We start from the raw sequence: 15,888 nt of genomic DNA on the forward strand, positions 1-15,888 counted from the left end.
ACATGTTCAAGAAGGAATATCCGGGCGGCCGCTTTTGTTGTGCCGACAATCAGTCCTTTTTGTGGAAGCTCGGGTCATTTGTCCTCCCCAGAATATAATCGGTGGAGGTGTGGTAGAAATCAGCCAGGAGAATCAGCCTGTCGACCGGCAGGGGACGAATCCCACGCTCATATTTTTGATAATATTGCGGTGTAGTTTTTATGACCTCCGCAACATCCCTTTGGGTCAGGTCGTTGTCCTCCCGCAGTGCTCGCAAACGTTGCGGATAAAGCATTGCTATCACCTCAAAAATATTGTATCACTAATCACATATGACACCCTTGACAATAGCCACATGTGGCTATACAATATTAGTTAGGAGGTGATTTCATGGACAAAGATATTTTAAAGGCACTTTACGAAGGGGAGGTATATCCTTCGGAACAGCTCGGCCCGATCCCCGAGGAAAAGGAAATGATGGAGATGTGCGATTTGCTTTGGCACCGGATGGGGATGGAGGATCAAAAGAGGCTGGATCACATCACCGACCAGTTCGCGGTGGTGTGCGGGGCGTATGCGCTGCGCGGCTTCCGCTCCGGCTTCAAGCTGGGCGCGCGCATCGCGCAGGCGCTGTATCCCTGACCGCCCGGCCGCTTTCCTGTTGAAGGCGTGGCATTTGCCTTCTTCATGCGGTTGGCTGGACGTGAGCGAAGGGGGGATTCTCAAGGGGGGCGAGCTTTGCGCCCAGTCTTCTTCAAGTGAGCCCCCCTTGAGCGCCCTTCTTTCGTCCATTTCTTGGGCGATCAAGAAATGGACCCGCCCGCCGGGGCGGGACCCGGCAATCTTAGCCGCTGAAAGCGGCTCCCCTAAAGCGCCCCGGAGGGGCGCGATAAAAGTCCTCCGCCCGATGAGCGGCAAATCTAAGAAGAAAGAGCGGGCCCAACCGGGCCCGCTCAAAAACAATTTTTAAGATTTCTTCTTCATCTGCTCGCGCATGCGCTGGGCATGGTCCAGAATCTTCTTGCGGATGCGGATGCTCTTGGGGGTGACCTCCAAAAGCTCGTCGTCGCTGAGGAACTCGAGGGATTCCTCAAGGGAGAAGCGGCGCGGCGGGATGAGGCGGAGCGCGTCATCCGAACCGGAGGCGCGGGTGTTGGTGAGCTGCTTTTTTTTGCAGACGTTGACGGCAATGTCCTCGTTCTTGGGGGACATGCCGACGACCTGCCCGGCGTAGACCGGCTCGCCCGCGCCGAGGAAGAGGGTGCCGCGCTCCTGCGCGTTATAGAGGCCGTAGGTGATCGTCTCGCCCGTCTCGAACGCGATGAGGGAACCGTTCTGGCGGCGGGGGATGTCGCCCTTATAGGGGGCGTAGCCGTGGAAGAGGGTGTTCATGACGCCCTCGCCCTTGGTGTCGGTCAAAAACTCGCTCTTGTAGCCGAAGAGGCCGCGCTCGGGGATGACGAAGGTCATTTTCATGCGGCTGCCGACCGGCTCCATCGACTGGAGCTCGCCCTTGCGGGGGCCCATCTTCTCCATGACCGAACCGGAGGACTCGGCCGGGACGTCGATCGTCAATTCCTCGAACGGCTCGCACAGCTCGCCGTCGATGGTTTTGAGCAGCACCTTGGGGGTGCTGACCTGGAACTCGTAGCCCTCGCGGCGCATGTTCTCGATGAGGATCGACAGATGCATTTCGCCGCGCCCGCAGACGACGAAGCTGTCGGCGGTGTCGCCGTCCGAAACGCGCAGGGAGACGTCGCGCAGCAGCTCGCGGTAGAGGCGGTCGCGGATCTGGCGGGTGGTGACGAATTTGCCCTCGCGGCCCGCGAAGGGGCTCGTGTTGACCGAGAAGGTCATCTCCACGGTGGGCTCGGAAATCTTGACGAAGGGCAGCGCGATGCTGCTGCCCGCCGCGCAGACGGTGTTGCCGATGTTGATGTCCTCGATGCCCGAGAACTGGACGATGTCGCCGACCGTGGCCGATTCGACCTGGGTGCGGCCCACGCCGGTAAACTGGTAGATCGCGGTGATCTTGCCCTGCTTGAGGAGCTCCTTGTCGTGGTAGTCGCAGACGTTCATCTGCTCGTTGACCCGCAGGGTGCCCTGCTCGATGCGGCCGACCGCCATGCGGCCGACATAGTCGTTATAATCGATCGACGAAACGAGCACCGCGGTGGGCAGCTCGGGGTCGCCCTGGGGGGGCTGGATGTAGTCGACGATCGTGTCCATGAGCGGCAGCAGGTCGGTGCCCGCCACCTCGGGGGAGATCGAGGCGGTGCCGTCGCGGCCGGAGCAGAAGACCATCGGGCTGTCGAGCTGCGCGTCGGACGCGCCGAGGTCCATCAGCAGCTCGAGCACCTCGTCGATGACCTCGTAGACGCGCGCGTCGGGTCGGTCGATCTTGTTGATGACCACGATGACCGCGAGGTCGAGGTCGAGCGCCTTGCTCAGCACGAAGCGGGTCTGGGGCATCGGGCCCTCCGCCGCGTCGACGAGCAGCAGCACGCCGTCCACCATCTTGAGCACCCGCTCCACTTCGCCGCCGAAATCGGCGTGTCCCGGGGTGTCCACGATGTTGATCTTCACGCCCTTGTACTCCGCGGAGGCGTTCTTCGCCAGGATCGTGATGCCGCGCTCCCGCTCGATGTCGTTCGAGTCCATCACGCGGTCCTGCACCGCCTGGTTCTCCCGGAAGGTGCCCGACTGCTTGAGCATCCCGTCGACCAGCGTCGTCTTGCCGTGGTCGACGTGCGCGATAATGGCAATATTGCGTAAGTCTTCTCTCTTGATATTCATATACCCTGCTTCCCATCTGCCGTTCTTCGGCACATTCATTGATTCGACAATTTTACCTTGGTATCATACCGCCAAACAAGTATGTTGTCAAGAAAAACCCGGCAATTTTAGTAACTTTGCTAATGTGGGCCGGAAATCGCGGCTGCTGTCGGGCAGTTTCCCCCACATGCGGCGGCAGCCGGACGCGGGCGGGGGCCCTTCCGCACGGGCGGCGCCGCCGGGGAGGGGACGCGGCCGGCCTGAATCAAACGTTTTGGCGCCGCTTTTTCAAAAGCGGCAAAAAGGAAGGGCCGCCCGCCGGGCGGCCCCTCGTTTTTTCGTCTCTTTTGTCACTCGTCGCGGCCGCAGCACTTTTTGTACTTTTTTCCGCTGCCGCAGGGGCAGGGATCGTTGCGTCCGACCTTTTTGACCGAGCGGGGCTTGTTCTGGATGGTGCCGTCGCTGCCGAAGCCCTCCTGCGCGGGCTTGGCGACCTGCTCGCGCTTGGGCTCCTGGTTGGTGCGCAGCTGGATGGTAAACATCAGCTTGACGGTGTCCTCGCGGATCGACTCGATCATCGCGTCGAACATGTCGAAGCCCTCGATGCGGTACTCGACGACCGGGTCCTTCTGGGCGTAGGAGCGCAGGTACATGCCGCGCTTGAGCTCCTCCATGTCGTCGATGTGCTGCATCCACTTGGTGTCGACGTTGCGCAGCAGCACGACGCGCTCGACCTCGCGCATGATCGGGGAGGTGAACTGCTCCTCGCGCGCGGCGTAGAGCTTTTCCGCGCGCTCCCTGAGCTGCCGCTTGATCTCATCGTCGGTGATCTCGCCGAGTTGTTCGGTGGTGTAGCGCAGGTCGTCGTGGGTGGTGAGCCAGCCCATGAAGTAGTCGCGCAGGCCCTCGAGGTTCCAGTTGTCGTGGACCTCCTTGTCGACGAGGTAGCGATCGACGACCGAATCGATCGTCTCGGTGATCATATTCCTGATGATGCCGCTGATGTCCTCGCCGTCGAGCACCTTGTCGCGCTGGGAGTAGATCACCTCGCGCTGGCGGTTCATGACGTCGTCGAACTGGAGGACGTTTTTGCGGATGCCGAAGTTGCGGGTCTCGACCTTCGACTGGGCGGACTCGATCGAGTTGGAGAGGATCTTCGCCTCGATGGGCATGTCGTCCTCCGCGCCGATCATGTTCATCATGTTCTGGATGCGCTCGCCGCCGAAGAGGCGCATGAGGTCGTCCTCGAGCGAGATGAAGAAGCGCGTTTCGCCCGGGTCGCCCTGGCGGCCGGAACGGCCGCGCAGCTGGTTGTCGATACGGCGGGACTCGTGGCGCTCGGTGCCGATGATGAAGAGGCCGCCCGCCTCCCGGACCTTCTCCGCCTCGACGGAGATCTCCGCCCGGTACTGGTCCATCTTCTCGCGGAAGAGCCTGCGGGCCGCGAGGATTTCCTCGTTGTGGGTGTCGGCAAAGCCGGTGGCCTCGTTGATCGTCTCCTCGTCGTAGCCCTCGCGGCGCAGGTCCGCCTTGGCGAGGTACTCGGCGTTACCGCCGAGCATGATGTCGGTGCCGCGCCCGGCCATGTTGGTGGCGATCGTCACCGCGCCGTACTTACCGGCCTGCGCGACGATCTCCGCCTCCTTGTCGTGGTACTTCGCGTTGAGCACCTCGTGCCTGATGCCGCGGCGCTTCAGCATCTGCGAAAGCAGCTCGGACTTCTCGATCGAAATGGTGCCGACCAGCACCGGCTGGCCCTTTTCGTGGCACTCGACGATGTTCTCGATGACCGCGTGGAACTTCGCGGTCTCGGTCTTGTAGACGACGTCGGGGTGGTCGTGGCGCTGGATGGGCTTGTTGGTCGGGATCTCGACGACGTCGAGCTTGTAGATCTCCATAAACTCGTCCGCCTCGGTGAGGGCGGTACCGGTCATACCGGCGAGCTTATCGTACATGCGGAAGAAGTTCTGGAAGGTGATCGTGGCGAGCGTCTTGCTCTCCCGCTCGACCTTGACGCCCTCCTTGGCCTCGATGGCCTGGTGCAGGCCCTCGTTGTAGCGGCGGCCGAGCATGAGGCGGCCGGTGAACTCGTCAACGATGATGACCTCGCCGTCCTTGACGACGTAGTCGACGTCCCGCTGCATGATGCCGTGGGCCTTGATCGCCTGGTTGATGTGGTGCTGGATCTGCATGTTGTCGCCGTCGGTGAGATTGTCCAGCCCGAAGTATTCCTCCGCCTTCTTGACGCCCGAGGCGGTCAGCGTAGCGGTCTTGGCCTTCTCGTCGACGATGTAGTCGCCGTCGACGTCGTCGTGCTCCTCCTTGGAGTCCGCCTCGGCCACGCGGTAGCATTTGAGGGTGTTCGCGAAGCGGTCGGCCTTCTCATAGAGGTCGGTGGACTTGTCGCCCTGGCCCGAAATGATGAGCGGGGTGCGCGCCTCGTCGATGAGGATCGAGTCGACCTCGTCGACGATCGCGTAATTATGCCCGCGCTGAACCTTGTCCGTCTTGTAGATGACCATGTTGTCGCGCAGGTAGTCGAAGCCGAACTCGTTGTTGGTGCCGTAGGTGATGTCGCAGCCGTAGGCCTCCCGCCGCTCGGCGGTGGTGAGCCCGTGGACGATCAGCCCGACCGTGAGGCCGAGGAAGCGGTAGACCTTGCCCATCCATTCGGAGTCGCGCTTGGCCAGGTAGTCGTTGACCGTGACGATGTGCACGCCCTTGCCGGTCAGCGCGTTCAGGTAGGCGGGCAGAGTGGCGACGAGGGTCTTGCCCTCGCCGGTCTTCATCTCCGCGATGCGGCCCTGGTGGAGGATGATGCCGCCGATGACCTGCACGGGGAAGTGCCGCATGCCGAGCACGCGGTCGGACGCCTCGCGGCAGGCTGCGAAGGCGTCGGGCAGCACGCTGTCGAGCGGCTCGCCCTGCGCGAGGCGCTCCCGCAGCTTGGGCGTCATCGCCTTGAGCTCGTCGTCGCTCATGGCGCGGTAGGTTTCCTCCAGTTCAAGCACCTTCTGCTGAAGGGGCAGGACGCGTTTGATCTCCCTGCTGGAATAGGTCCCGAAGACCTTGTTTAAAATACCCATTTTGTCACCTCATAGTCTGATACGCGCGGACCCTCCCATGCCGTTTCAAAAAGCCGCGGCTGGCTGGAAATGCGTATACTTTAACTTGTACATTCTACTCCCGCCCGCCGTCAAAGTCAACCTCGTTTTCCCGCTTGCGGCGGCGGTTTGGGGCCTCTCCACAGAGGGAGGAGGACGGGCGGGCGCATCTCTGCTTATTATAACCAAAAAAAATCCAAAAATTAGGCCTATTTTGTTTTGCAACCGTGAACAAAAGCTGAACAATCCCCTTGATAAAGCCTTGACAAACTAATATAATAAAGATTAGACAACCCCAGTAAACAAACCGAAAGGAGTACCGATATGAACTATTCTCATGAAGTGGAGAGAATGTGCGTTCTCGCCAAAGGACCCAAGCACGGTCCCGCGCCCATTCCCGAAGAGGGCAAATGGGTAAAGGCCTACGAGATCAAGGATATCTCCGGACTCACACACGGCGTGGGCTGGTGCGCGCCGCAGCAGGGCGCCTGCAAGCTCACCCTCAACATCAAAAACGGGATTATCGAGGAGGCGCTCGTCGAGACGCTGGGCTGCTCCGGCATGACCCATTCGGCCGCGATGGCGGGCGAGATCCTCCCCGGCAAGACCATCCTGGAAGCCCTCAACACCGACCTCGTCTGCGACGCGATCAACGTGGCGATGCGGGAGCTCTTCCTCCAGATTGTCTACGGCCGCAGCCAGACCGCCTTCTCCGAGGGCGGGCTCCCGATCGGCGCGGGCCTCGAGGACCTCGGCAAGGGCCTCCGTTCCCAGGTCGGCACCATCTTCTCCACCAACGCCAAGGGCGTGCGCTACCTTGAGCTGGCGGAGGGCTATATCCTCTCGGTCGCAGTCGACAACAACAATGAGGCCATCGGCTACAAGTTCGTCAAGGTCGGCAAGATGCTCGAGGACATCCGCCACGGCGTGGACCCCAAGGAGGCGTTCGAGAAGAATATCGGCACCTACGGCCGCTACGCCGACGCCCCCAAATACATCGACCCGCGTGAAGAATAAGAGGAGAAGGAGGTAACACACATGGCAAAGTTTGAAGGACAGGAGAGAAGGATGCCCAAAATCAGCGCTTGTCTCGCTGAGTACGGCATGTCTTCCCTTGAAGATGCAAGAGAGATCTGCCTTGCCAAAGGCATTGACGTGGAAAAAATTGTCAAGGGCGTGCAGCCCATCGCGTTCGAGAACGCCGTCTGGGCCTACACCCTCGGCACCGCCGTCGCCATCAAGAAGGACTGCAAAAAGGCCGCGGACGCCTCCGAGGCGATCGGCATCGGCCTGCAGGCGTTCTGCGTGCCCGGCTCGGTCGCGGAGACCCGCGCCGTCGGCCTCGGCCACGGAAACCTCGGCGCAATGCTGCTGCGCGACGAAACCAAATGCTTCTGCTTCCTGGCCGGCCACGAGTCGTTCGCCGCGGCGGAGGGCGCGATCGGCATCGCCCGCAACGCCAACAAGGCCCGCAAGGAGCCGCTGCGCGTCATCCTCAACGGCCTGGGCAAGGACGCCGCCTATATCATTTCCAGAATCAACGGGTTTACCTATGTGGAAACCGATTATGATTTCGCCACCAGCGAGCTCAAGGTGATCGGCGAGACCGCCTATTCCGACGGCGAGCGCTCCAAGGTCAAGGTCTACGGCGCCAACGACGTGCTTGAGGGCGTGGCCATTATGAAGCACGAGAAGGTCGACGTCTCGATCACCGGCAACTCCACCAACCCGACCCGCTTCCAGCACCTGGTCGCGGGCACCTATAAGAAATGGTCCTACGAGAATAACGTCAAGTACTTCTCGGTGGCCTCGGGCGGCGGCACCGGCCGCACCCTGCATCCCGACAACATGGCGGCCGGCCCGGCTTCCTACGGCCTCACCGACTCGATGGGACGCATGCACGGCGACGCGCAGTTCGCCGGAAGCTCCTCCGTCCCCGCGCACGTCGAGATGATGGGCCTCATCGGCATGGGCAACAACCCCATGGTCGGCGCGACCGTCGCGTGCGCCGTCGCCGTCGAGGAATCCTTCAAGTAAGGTTTTACTCTTATAAAAAGGCCATGCGGGCAAAGCCCGCATGGCCTTTTTCCTGTTTTTTCAGATGCGTGCCGCGCCGCACGCGCGCGCGGCTTCGGCGACCGCTGCGGCGACCGTCTTCCCGACCCGCGGGTCGAACGCCCGGGGCAACAGGTAGTCCCCGCAAAGCTCCCCGCCGGACACGAGCCCCGCGATCGCGTAGGAGGCGGCGGTGAGCATTTCGTCGGTGATCTCCCGTGCGCGCACGTCGAGCGCGCCCCGGAAGATGCCGGGGAAGGCGAGGACGTTGTTGATCTGATTGGGGTAGTCCGACCGTCCGGTCCCGACCACCCGCGCTCCGCCCGCGAGGGCCTGCCCGGGCAGAATCTCGGGGACGGGGTTGGCCATCGCGAAGACGGCCGCGTCCTTTGCCATCGTGGAGACCATCTCCGCCGTGACGAGGTTCGGGGCCGACACGCCGATGAAGACGTCCGCACCCCGCAGCGCGTCGGCGAGCGTCCCTGTCCGGCGGCCGCGGTTTGTGAGCGCCGCCATCCGCGCGTGAGCGGGGCTCAGCCCCTCCATTCCCTCGCAGAGAATGCCCGCCCGGTCGCAGAGAATGACCTCCCCGGCGCCGAGCGCCCTCAGGCGCAGAGCGATCGCAGTGCCCGCCGCGCCCGCGCCGTTGATGACGGCGGTGACCTCCTCCATCCGCTTGCCGACCAGCTTGAGGGCGTTGATCATGGCGGCGGAGACGACGACCGCCGTGCCGTGCTGGTCGTCGTGGAAGACGGGGACGTCGCACAGCTCCCGGAGCCTGCGCTCCACCTCGAAGCAGCGGGGCGCGGCGATGTCCTCAAGGTTGATGCCGCCGAAGCTCCCCGAAATGAGGTGGATGGTGCGTACCAGCTCGTCGACGTCCTTTGTGCCGACGCAGAGCGGGAAGGCGTCCACCCCCGCGAACTCCTTGAAGAGGACGCATTTCCCCTCCATGACCGGCATGCCCGCCTCGGGGCCGATGTCCCCGAGCCCGAGCACCGCCGACCCGTCGGTGACGACCGCCACAAGGTTCCAGCGGCGGGTGAGCTCGAACGATTTCGCCGGGTCCTCCCGGATGGCGAGGCAGGGCTCCGCCACGCCGGGCGTGTACGCCAGCGAGAGGTCCTCGCTTGTCTGCACCGGCACGCGGGAGGTGACCTCCAGCTTGCCCCGCCATTCGGCGTGTTTTTCCAGGGCTTCTTGTCTGTAATCCATCGTATCCCCCATTTTGATCCTCCCGTCAACCGGGCGTCCGCGGCGGGCGGGGCCCCTCCGTCCCCAGCTCGTCGCACACCGCCTCGATGTCCCGCATAATTTCATAGATATGCTCCCGCATCGTCTTGACCCCGCCCACGACGTCCCGGTCACGGAAGGCCTGTACGATTCTTTCGTGGGGCTCGATCGCGTTTTTATAGGTCCGGGTCTGTTTGGTGCGGTATTTGTTGATGATCCCCTGCATCTCCCGGTTGATGTTGATCAGCAGCTTGTTGCGGCTGCAATCCATGATATAGGAGTGGAACCGGGAGTCGGCCTCGATCATCCCGGCCACGTCGCCGGACTTTACCGCCGCCGTAAACCGCTCGTGGAGGCGTTCAAGCGCCTGGGTCTCCTGCCCGGTCGCATGGGAGATCGCCAGCCGCACCGCGAGCGGCTCCATTGCGAGGCGCACCTCGATATAGTCCATGAAACTGATGTCCGGTTCGTCCACCCATTTCTGCACCTCGGGGGAGAGCTCGTTCTTCTTGAGGATGAAGGAGCCCTTGCCCGAGCGGATGTCCAAAAACCGGCGCGCCTGCAAGATCCGCAACGCCTCGCGCACGCAGGTCCTGCTCACCTGCAGCATCTCGCAGAGCTGCTGCTCCGACGGCAGCTTGTCCCCAATCTGATACTCGTCCGACTGGATCAGTTCCTTGATGCTCTCCACCGTCAGGTCGGTGATCGAGGTATACCGTACCGGTTCCATAATCCGTCCTCCCGTCGCGCTCACTGGTTGTCTGGAACCAGTATAGCACATATTTCCGACGGCCGTAAACGCCCGGCTGCCGATCTATTGATTTTACGGCCCCACGCCGATATAATAGGTGCAGAGGGCGTGTCCGCCCGGCCGAAAGGAGCCCGCCTATGCAGCCGATCGCCAGAATCTCTTCCACCGACCACGCGGTCAACCACATCCGGGACAGCATCCTGTCCGGGGCATATCGCAAGGGGGACAAGCTCCCCGCCGAAATGGAGCTGTGCGAGCTGCTCCACGTCGGGCGTTCGACCGTGCGGGAGGCGCTGCGCGTCCTGCAGGCGATGGGGCTCGTCGAAATCCGCCACGGCAAGGGCGCGTTCGTCACCGACAGGGAAAACGCCGTGACCCCCGAGATGTGGTTTCAAAAGTACAACTACAAGGTCGCCGACATCATGCAGGTGCGCCTGCCCATCGAGCAGATGGCGGTGCGGCTCGCCGCGATCAACATGCAGGAGAAGGAGCTCTCCCATCTGCAGGAGATCCAGGACTCCTTCCGCCGCGCGGTCGAGGAAAACAACGTCAACCAGATGACGCTGGCCGACGAGTATTTTCACGGCGCGATCATCGAGGGGACCCACAACCCGCTGCTGATCTCCTTCAACGCGAATCTGACCGAGGCGATGCGGGAATACCGCCTGCACTCCTTCTCGGTGCCGGGCAACCCCGAGCACGCCGTCGGGCCGCACGAGGACATCCTCTCCGCGCTGCGGCTCCACAACCCCGAGCTCGCGGCCGCCTACATGGTCACCCACATCCAGAGCTCCCTCTCCGATATGCAGCGCATCCTTTGAACCGCCGGGGAAAGCCCCGGCGGTTTTTCCGTCAGCCCATCAGCAGGTTGGGCAGGAAGGTGATGATCTGCGGGAAGAAGGAGAGCAGCAGGATGACGATAAGCAGCGGCGGCAAAAAGGGCAGCACCGCCTTGACCATCCGTTCGAGCGGGATGTCCCCCACCTTGCAGAGGACAAAGAGCACCATGCCGAAGGGGGGCGTCAGCAGGCCGACCATCAGCGTGATGATCATGATGATCCCGAAGGCCAGCGGGTCGATCCCCGAATTCACGAGCACCGGCAAGAAGACGGGCGCCAAAATCGTGATCGACGCGAGGTTTTCCATGAAGCAGCCCACCACCAGCAAAAACGCCACAAGCAGCAGGGTGATGACATAGGGGTTGGTGGACACCTGCGCGATGGCGGCGGCGAGGTGCTCGGCGATCTTCGAGCGGGTGATCATGTAGCCGTAGAGGGAGGCGCAGAAGCAGATCATCATGATCGTGCCGGAATCCCGCAGCGTCTCCCACAGCACCGCCTTGAGGGTTTTAAAATCGACCTCCTTGTAGACGAACACGGTCAGCACCGTCGCGTAGACCGCCGCAATCGCCGCCGCCTCGGTCGGCGTGAAGACGCCCGAGAGGATGCCGCCGATGATGATGACCGGCGTCAGCAGGGAGAGGAAGGCACGGCGGAAGGTCCGCCACACGACCGAGATGCGGAATCGCTCCCCCTTGGGGAAGTGGTGCCGGACCGCGTAGATTTCCACGTAGATCATCATCGCGATCGCCATCAGGATGCCCGGCACGATGCCCGCGATCAGCAGCGCGCCGATCGAGCAGCCGGTCATCAGGCCGTAGATGACCAGCGGGATGCTCGGCGGGATGATCGGGCCGATCGTCGACGAGACGCCGGTGACCGCGAAGGTGAAGTCGTCCTCGTAGCCCGCCTCACGCATCGCCTTGATCTCGATCGCGCCGAGGCCCGCCGCGTCGGAGGTGGCCGTACCCGTCATGCCCGCAAAGATCACGCTGGCGATAATGTTCACATGCCCGAGCCCGCCCCGCAGCCAGCCCACCGTCGATTTGGCGAAGTCGAAGATGCGGGAGGTGATGTTCCCCGTGTTCATGATCTTCCCCGCGTAGAGGAAGAGGGGGATGGAGAGCAGCAGGAAGTTATTGAGCCCGTAGACCGATTTCTGCGCGATGACCTCGGGGCGGAAGGCGCCGAGCCCACGCTCCAGCATCATCAGGATGGCGGCCGAGCCGCCCATCGAGATCGCCACGGGGATGCCGATCAGAAACGCCGCGATGAGGATGACCAGGTACCAGATTCCCATCTTATTCCCCCTCCTTTTCCGGTCCGCCGCCCCGCAGTTCCCGGAGGAGCGCAAGGACGATGCTCACGAGCGCGCCGCCGCTGCCGACGATGGCCGCGACGTAGAGCCAGCCGTTGCTCAGCCACTCCATTGTGGAAAACCTGGTCGGCCAGACCGACACGGCCATCTTGACCGCTCCCGCTAAAATGACCGCGAAAAAGGCCGCCATAAAGAGCGATATGAGGCTGTCCAGGACCTTGCGCACCCTGCCCCAGAGCTTGGCGCGGAAGGTGTCGATGACGATGAGCTCGTTTTCGCGCACGGCCACAACCACCCCCCAGAAGCAGAGGAAGATGAAGAGCAGCCGGCTCATCTCCTCCGTCCACGGGACGCTCACCCTGAGAATAAAGCGGCAGACGACCTGCAGGATCACCACCGCCACCATCGCGGTAAAGATGAGGATTCCAGCCGCGTCGAACAGCTTTTTGACCTGTTTCAATCCGTTCCCTCCTTCAAACCGGTTTTGTCCGGGCCGGCGGGCCCGGAGAGAACCCAATCAGCCCGGTGCCTCGCGCACCGGGCTGCTGCGTTCCCGGATTTTCCGTTTTCTCAGTAGGCGGCGATCTCCTCGGCCGTCGTGACCGGCCATTTTTCCGCGTAGAACTTGTCCATCGCGGGCTTCACCTTGTCCAGGTAGGGCTGCAGGTCGGTCATCTCACAGAAGGTGACGCCCGCGTCCTCGCACTGGGCCCGCAGCTCGGCTTCCATCTCCTCGCCGAGCGCCGTGGCGTACTCGGTGGCCTCGGCAGCCGCCTCGTCGATCATCGTCCGGTAGGCCTCGGGCAGTCCGTTATAGAATTCGGCGTTCATCTGCCACATCGAGATAGAATAGTAGTACTTCGACAGGGTGATGTAGTCCTGCACCTCATAGAGCTTGTTGGTGACCAACTGGTCGAAGGGGCCCTCCGACGCGTTCACGACGCCCATCTGGAGCGAGGTGAAGAGCTCGGGCAGCGCGATCGGGACGCAGGTCGCGCCCAGCGCGCCGAAGGTATCCATGAAAAGCGCCGACTCGGGGGTGCGGATGGTGAGCTTGGCGATGTCGTCGACGCTTTCGATCGGCGTGTTGGAGGTGATGTGCCGGTAGCCGCGGCCCATCACGCCGAGGGTGTAGAGATTGTGGCTTTCGAGCATTTCCCTGCGCATCGCGTCGCCCAGCTCGCCGTTCCACACCGCCATGAAGTGGTCCTTGTCGCGGAAGACGAAGGGGGAGTCGAAGAAGGAGTATTCTGGCGTGAAGATCGAGATCGGCAGGGTGCCGAACGCCGCCATGTCGATCTCCCCGAGCTTGAGCGCCTCGGCCTGCTCCTTTTCTCCGCCCGTCGAGCCGCTGGCGTAGACGTTGAGCGTGATTTTTCCGCCGCTCTTTTCGCCGAGGAGCTCGCCGAATTTGTCGATTCCCTTGAGGATCGCGGTGCCCGGCTCGAAGATGCTCGCCACATGGATTGTCACCTCCGGCAGGTCCGCCGTGTCCGCGGCGGCTCCCGACGGGGCGGCCGTATCCGGCGCCGCGCTCTGGGCGGGCGCCGCGTTCTCTCCGCATCCCGCCGCCAGGGCCAGGATCATCGCGGAAGCCAGCAGTACGCTCATCAACTTTTTCATAGTTACCTCCTGTTCCTTGTTGGTCCCCAATTTGTGTCGGTGTCTGTTTTATCCTTCCGGCGCCTCCTGCGGCACCGGGATCAGATAGGTTTCCGGCGGGAGGCCCAGCTCCCGGCAGAGGGCGGTGATCTCCTCGAGCGTCTTGTCGTTGAGATAGATGCCGCGGCGGAGGTTTTCCTCACAGGCGAGCATCTCCTTCTGCCCGTGGGTGTAGACGCAGGGCGCGCCCTGCGCCGTTTGGGACTCCTGCAGCTTATTCAGGTAGGCGGAGAGGCGGCGCTCGGTCTCCTCCCGGTCGCCGAACATCCCGTAGTCGATGGCCATAAAAAAGTGGCTGCACCGGTCGCAGTCGAACCGCTTGCGGATCTCGTCGCTCGTCACGCCGCCGGCCAGGATGCCCGTCATGATCTCGACGAGCATGCCGAAGCCGTAGCCCTTGTGGCTGCCGAACTGCTCCCGCGCCCCGCCGAGCGGCAGGATGCCGCCCCCCTGCTTTTTGCCGATGTCGTCGAGCACCCGCCGGGGGAGGGTGCTCGTCTTTCCGTCCGAGTCCATCGCCCAGTCCGCCGGGATCTCCAGGCCCTTTTTGGCGTAGACCTCCACCTTGCCGCGCGGGACGACGGTCGTCGCCGCGTCGAAGAGGAAGGGGTAGGGCTCGGCGGGCATCCCGACCGCGATCGGGTTGGTGCCGAGCAGCGCCTGCCTGCCGTTCGTCGGGATCATGATCGCCTCGGTGTTGGTCATCGAGACGCCCAGCAGATGTTCCTGCGCGATCATCCGCGCGTAGTAGCCCGCGATGCCGTAGTGGTTGGAGTTCTTGACGCACACGATCCCGACGCCTGTCTTTTTGGCCTTTTCGATCGCGAGCCGGGTCGCCATCATGGCGGCCACCTGCCCGATGTATTCGTGCGCGTCGATGAGCGCGGAAACGGGCGTCTCCCGGACGACCTCCGGCTTTCTGTCCCGCTTGATCCGCCCGATCTTGGTGATGCCGTTGGTGTAGAGGGTCATCCGCTGGCACCCGTGCGACTCGATGCCGAAGAGATCGGCCGTCAAAAGCACGTCGGTGATCTCCCGCGCCTCCTCCTCCGAGTAGCCGTACCGCCGGAACACCGTCTCGGAGAGCGCCTTCATCCCCTCGTAGGAAAATCGGTTGTCCGCCATCTTCTTCACTCCCCTTTGTCCGCGCTAACGGTCTCCAGAAATCCGCCCGCTTCCAGCGCGCCGCGGATGCGCCGCTTCTCCTCCTCGCCCATGTGGCAGATCGGGCCGCGCGGCCAGCCCGCGTCGCGGCCCATGAGACGCAGCGCGTATTTGATGCGGATGGGGAACTGGCTGCCCGCGATCGCCTGCCAGGTGAAGTACATGCGGTTTTGCAGCTCGAGCGCGTGTTCCCGCCGGCCCTCCTTGAAATCCTTCCACATCTCCACGCAGAGCTCGGGAAAAACGGTCAAAATTGCCGAGATCGCGCCGTCCGCCCCCAGCTCATAGGTCGAGCAGAGCATGTCGTCGGTCGCGCTGAACACCTTGCCGCGCTTCCCGTTGACCATCTTCATCTCGTAGAAGGCCATGATGCCGCCGACGCTCTGCTTGATTCCGACGACGTTTTCGATCTCCAGCAGCTTCCCAAAGAGGGGGGCGGTGATCGTGTTTTGAGGCACGACGTTGTAGATCACGATCGGGAGCCCCACCCGGTCGGAGATTTCCCGGTAAAAGTTGTAATTTCCCTCGTCGTCCGGGACGAGCACGTTATAGGAGACGGGGGTGACCATCAGCGCGTCGGCGCCCGCCTCCTTCGCCGCGAGCCCGGCGCTGACGGCGGCGGGGGTGCTGTTGCGGATGACGCCCGCAACCACCGGGATCTCCGGATCCTCCGCGCGGATGAGGCGGACGAGCTCCGCCAGCTCGCCGTCGGTGAGGGCCGCGCCCTCTCCGGTGCTGCCGCCCGGGCTGATCCCGTCCACGCCCGCGTCCAAGAGGCGGCGGATCTCCCCCTTGGCGCGCGCGGCATCGAGCCGCCCCGCCTCGTCAAAGGGGGTGACCAGCGGCGCGATAATCCCTTCGATTGCCTTGACCATGCAACGGCCTCCTTTGCAATTCGGTAATATTGTCTGATTTCAAATTCAGAATAGCGGCTTTGCAGGAAATTGTCAATCTTTTTTCTATTTATTTTATATTTTTATGAAATTTAGATAATATAAACGTAAAATT

The 15,888-nt window shown here is 62.6% G+C and carries 14 protein-coding genes; 4 read left to right on the plus strand and 10 right to left on the minus strand.

What is annotated here, in order from left to right; all coding sequences use genetic code 11:
* Positions 1-49 precede the first annotated feature (49 nt).
* A complete protein-coding gene (locus tag NE609_RS09855; protein WP_121586276.1) occupies positions 50-274 on the minus strand; it encodes a helix-turn-helix domain-containing protein in 225 nt (74 codons plus the stop codon).
* 95 nt (positions 275-369) lie between these two features.
* On the opposite strand from NE609_RS09855, the gene NE609_RS09860 reads away from it, so the two are divergent.
* The gene (locus NE609_RS09860; protein ID WP_121586275.1) at positions 370-621 is read left to right on the plus strand and encodes a DUF6809 family protein; all 252 of its coding nucleotides are present in this window, start codon (positions 370-372) and stop codon (positions 619-621) included.
* Positions 622-945: 324 nt separating this feature from the next.
* Here the strand turns inward: NE609_RS09860 and typA are convergent, their stop codons facing one another.
* On the minus strand, positions 946-2,775 hold the full coding sequence (gene typA / locus NE609_RS09865; RefSeq protein ID WP_121586274.1) for a translational GTPase TypA: 1,830 nt from the start codon (positions 2,773-2,775) through the stop codon (positions 946-948).
* A 329-nt stretch (positions 2,776-3,104) separates the two neighbouring features.
* Positions 3,105-5,840 carry a preprotein translocase subunit SecA gene (gene secA / locus NE609_RS09870; RefSeq protein ID WP_121586273.1) on the minus strand — a complete coding sequence of 912 codons (2,736 nt, stop codon included), beginning with the start codon at positions 5,838-5,840 and terminating at the stop codon, positions 3,105-3,107.
* Positions 5,841-6,182: 342 nt separating this feature from the next.
* Here secA and NE609_RS09875 point away from each other — a divergent pair, with 342 nt between their 5' ends.
* Entirely contained in the window at positions 6,183-6,875 is a 693-nt protein-coding gene (locus NE609_RS09875; RefSeq protein WP_101553114.1) for an iron-sulfur cluster assembly scaffold protein, read from the plus strand.
* Positions 6,876-6,896: 21 nt separating this feature from the next.
* Entirely contained in the window at positions 6,897-7,895 is a 999-nt protein-coding gene (locus NE609_RS09880; RefSeq protein ID WP_101553115.1) for a GGGtGRT protein, read from the plus strand.
* A gap of 60 nt (positions 7,896-7,955) precedes the next feature.
* Here NE609_RS09880 and NE609_RS09885 read toward each other — a convergent pair whose 3' ends face one another.
* Together NE609_RS09885 and NE609_RS09890 are read right to left on the minus strand one after the other, a co-directional pair.
* A complete protein-coding gene (locus NE609_RS09885) occupies positions 7,956-9,128 on the minus strand; it encodes an NADP-dependent malic enzyme (protein ID WP_256152416.1) in 1,173 nt (390 codons plus the stop codon).
* A gap of 25 nt (positions 9,129-9,153) precedes the next feature.
* Entirely contained in the window at positions 9,154-9,876 is a 723-nt protein-coding gene (locus NE609_RS09890) for a FadR/GntR family transcriptional regulator (protein WP_256152417.1), read from the minus strand.
* 158 nt (positions 9,877-10,034) lie between these two features.
* Between NE609_RS09890 and NE609_RS09895 the strand changes: the two genes are divergently transcribed.
* Positions 10,035-10,718, plus strand: a complete 684-nt coding sequence (locus NE609_RS09895) for a FadR/GntR family transcriptional regulator (RefSeq protein ID WP_121586271.1) — start codon at positions 10,035-10,037, stop codon at positions 10,716-10,718.
* 31 nt (positions 10,719-10,749) lie between these two features.
* On the opposite strand, the gene NE609_RS09900 is transcribed toward NE609_RS09895, so the two are convergent.
* The 5 genes from NE609_RS09900 to NE609_RS09920 all read right to left on the minus strand — a co-directional run bounded on the left by NE609_RS09900 (position 10,750) and on the right by NE609_RS09920 (position 15,755).
* Entirely contained in the window at positions 10,750-12,036 is a 1,287-nt protein-coding gene (locus NE609_RS09900) for a TRAP transporter large permease (protein WP_256152418.1), read from the minus strand.
* A 1-nt stretch (position 12,037) separates the two neighbouring features.
* Positions 12,038-12,514: a TRAP transporter small permease gene (locus tag NE609_RS09905; RefSeq protein WP_256152419.1), complete on the minus strand. Its 477-nt coding sequence runs from the start codon at positions 12,512-12,514 to the stop codon at positions 12,038-12,040.
* A gap of 110 nt (positions 12,515-12,624) precedes the next feature.
* Complete coding sequence (dctP, locus tag NE609_RS09910; RefSeq protein ID WP_256152420.1) at positions 12,625-13,677, minus strand: TRAP transporter substrate-binding protein DctP; 1,053 nt, start codon at positions 13,675-13,677, stop codon at positions 12,625-12,627.
* Between the two features lie 48 nt (positions 13,678-13,725).
* A complete protein-coding gene (locus NE609_RS09915) occupies positions 13,726-14,841 on the minus strand; it encodes an Ldh family oxidoreductase (protein WP_256152421.1) in 1,116 nt (371 codons plus the stop codon).
* Between the two features lie 5 nt (positions 14,842-14,846).
* Positions 14,847-15,755, minus strand: coding sequence for a dihydrodipicolinate synthase family protein (locus NE609_RS09920; RefSeq protein WP_256152422.1), 909 nt, complete (start codon positions 15,753-15,755; stop codon positions 14,847-14,849).
* Positions 15,756-15,888: the final 133 nt, after the last annotated feature.

The sequence above is a fragment of the Anaerotruncus sp. DFI.9.16 genome, assembly GCF_024461615.1.
GTDB classification, from domain to species: Bacteria; Bacillota; Clostridia; order Oscillospirales; family Ruminococcaceae; genus Anaerotruncus; species Anaerotruncus massiliensis.

What these genes read in the sequence shown, in the direction of transcription:
- NE609_RS09855 (WP_121586276.1), bottom strand. Translation starts at nt 274, where the DNA reads ATGCTTTATCCGCAACGTTTGCGAGCACTGCGGGAGGACAACGACCTG.
- NE609_RS09860 (WP_121586275.1), top strand. Translation starts at nt 370, where the DNA reads ATGGACAAAGATATTTTAAAGGCACTTTACGAAGGGGAGGTATATCCT.
- typA (WP_121586274.1), bottom strand. Translation starts at nt 2,775, where the DNA reads ATGAATATCAAGAGAGAAGACTTACGCAATATTGCCATTATCGCGCAC.
- secA (WP_121586273.1), bottom strand. Translation starts at nt 5,840, where the DNA reads ATGGGTATTTTAAACAAGGTCTTCGGGACCTATTCCAGCAGGGAGATC.
- NE609_RS09875 (WP_101553114.1), top strand. Translation starts at nt 6,183, where the DNA reads ATGAACTATTCTCATGAAGTGGAGAGAATGTGCGTTCTCGCCAAAGGA.
- NE609_RS09880 (WP_101553115.1), top strand. Translation starts at nt 6,897, where the DNA reads ATGGCAAAGTTTGAAGGACAGGAGAGAAGGATGCCCAAAATCAGCGCT.
- NE609_RS09885 (WP_256152416.1), bottom strand. Translation starts at nt 9,128, where the DNA reads ATGGATTACAGACAAGAAGCCCTGGAAAAACACGCCGAATGGCGGGGC.
- NE609_RS09890 (WP_256152417.1), bottom strand. Translation starts at nt 9,876, where the DNA reads ATGGAACCGGTACGGTATACCTCGATCACCGACCTGACGGTGGAGAGC.
- NE609_RS09895 (WP_121586271.1), top strand. Translation starts at nt 10,035, where the DNA reads ATGCAGCCGATCGCCAGAATCTCTTCCACCGACCACGCGGTCAACCAC.
- NE609_RS09900 (WP_256152418.1), bottom strand. Translation starts at nt 12,036, where the DNA reads ATGGGAATCTGGTACCTGGTCATCCTCATCGCGGCGTTTCTGATCGGC.
- dctP (WP_256152420.1), bottom strand. Translation starts at nt 13,677, where the DNA reads ATGAAAAAGTTGATGAGCGTACTGCTGGCTTCCGCGATGATCCTGGCC.
- NE609_RS09915 (WP_256152421.1), bottom strand. Translation starts at nt 14,841, where the DNA reads ATGGCGGACAACCGATTTTCCTACGAGGGGATGAAGGCGCTCTCCGAG.
- NE609_RS09920 (WP_256152422.1), bottom strand. Translation starts at nt 15,755, where the DNA reads ATGGTCAAGGCAATCGAAGGGATTATCGCGCCGCTGGTCACCCCCTTT.